Origin of the sequence: Rhodovulum sp. (assembly GCF_011048875.1) — a bacterium.
GTDB lineage: Bacteria > Pseudomonadota > Alphaproteobacteria > Rhodobacterales > Rhodobacteraceae > Rhodovulum > Rhodovulum tesquicola.
This window is the reverse complement of the sequence record NZ_DSDD01000098.1, coordinates 1-1,691: the sequence shown is the minus strand read 5'-3', so window position 1 is coordinate 1,691 and position 1,691 is coordinate 1. Positions and strand designations below refer to the sequence as shown.

Sequence of the window (1,691 nt, the reverse complement as noted above, 5' to 3'; positions counted from 1 at the left end):
GCCCCGCGCCACGCGGCTGATCCAGATCAAGGCATCCCCCCCCGTTCCCGGGCAGACCCCGTTGAGGGAGCACGGGAGACACACGTCATGGACTTTCTGGCGGTCGTGGAGCAATTCGACGAGGCGCCGACAGCGGCGCTGTTCGGGCTGACGACGGGCATGATCTTCGGCATCGCGGCGCAGCGCTCGGGCTTCTGCCTGCGCGCGGCGACGGTGGAATTCGCCCGCGGCTCGCTGGGCCCGCGCATGGCGGTCTGGCTTCTGTGCTTCTCGACCGCGCTGGTCTGGGTGCAGGGCGCGGAACTGATCGGGCTGATGCGCGCCGACGAGGCGCGGATCATGGCGGTCACCGGGTCCTGGTCGGGCGCGATCATCGGCGGGCTGATGATGGGCGTGGGCATGGTGCTGGCGCGCGGCTGTCCGGGGCGGCTGCTGGTGCTGGCGGCGACCGGCAACCTGCGCTCGATCGTGTCGGGCCTGATCTTCGCCGTGCTCGCGCAGATGAGCCTGCATGGCTGGCTCTCGCCGCTGCGCGAATGGCTCGCCGCGCTCTGGGTGACACCCGGCGGGCGCAACATCAACCTAACCTGATCGAGGCGTTCCGCCTGCCCCAGGCCACCGGCCTGATGCTGGGCGCGGGCTTCGCGGTGCTGGCGCTGTGGCTGGCCAGGCGCAACCGCATCTCGTTCAGCACGCTGTTCTTCGGGGCGGGGGTGGGCTTTGCCGTGGCGGTGGGCTGGGTGCTGACCTTCGGACTGGCACAGATCAGCTTCGACCCGGTGCAGGTGCAAAGCCTGACCTTCACCGGCCCCTCCGCCAACACGCTGATGTTCTTCCTCGAACGCCCCGCATTTCTGTCCTTCGATATCGGGCTGGTGCCCGGCGTCTTCCTCGGCTCGTTCCTGGCCGCCTGGATCGGGCGCGACCTGCAGTTGCAGGGCTTCGAAAGCGAGGTGAACATGCGCAAGGCCATGATCGGAGCCGCCCTCATGGGCTTTGGCGGCATGCTGGCGGGCGGCTGCTCCATCGGCGCAGGCGTCACCGGAGGCTCGATCTTCGTCGCCACCATGTGGGTCGCGCTGGTCGCGATGTGGGTCGGCGGCGTGGCCACCGACTACCTCGTGGACCAGTCGCGCGGCACGGCGAAGGCGGCGTAGGGGGGGGTGTCTGCTATGCGCAGATAGTGGACATGGCTGCTTAACAGGCCGCTGAAATAGTCCCGCCTCGACAGCGGTTTGAGAACATGATTCATCCTCGGCACGGAAACGGCGGGGGTGATCATGCGGGGTTTGGACAAGACGAGCGGATCGCTGTTCAGCTATGTCGATCTGGAGGAACGCATCCCGCCGCGACATCCGCTGCGCAAGATCAGACAGGTGGTCAATGACGCGCTTGCAAGCTTGGACGCGGATTTCAAGGCGCTCTACACTGATTTCGGCAGGCCCTCGATCCCGCCGGAGCGCTTGATCCGGGCTGGCCTTCTGCAGATCCTGTTCTCTGTCCGGGTCACGCCGTAGGCGTGCCTTCGGCAAGACGCGGCAGTTGATGGAGCAGATGGATTATACCAGCGGCCTTGGCTTCTGACCGCTTTGGCATAATCGCGGTTTGTGATGGATCGGACGGTGGCGATGTCGTTGGCGAAGAAGTTCCAGGCTTCGCAGCATCGGGTGACGATTTCCTCGCAGGTCTCG

The 1,691-nt window shown here is 66.4% G+C and carries 2 pseudogenes; both read left to right on the top strand.

What is annotated here, in order from left to right:
• Positions 1–87 precede the first annotated feature (87 nt).
• Positions 88–1,157, top strand: a pseudogene (locus ENN83_RS03340) (YeeE/YedE family protein).
• 123 nt (positions 1,158–1,280) lie between these two features.
• A pseudogene (locus tag ENN83_RS03335) lies at positions 1,281–1,563 on the top strand (transposase); the annotation flags it as partial.
• Between the last annotated feature and the right edge of the window lie 128 nt (positions 1,564–1,691).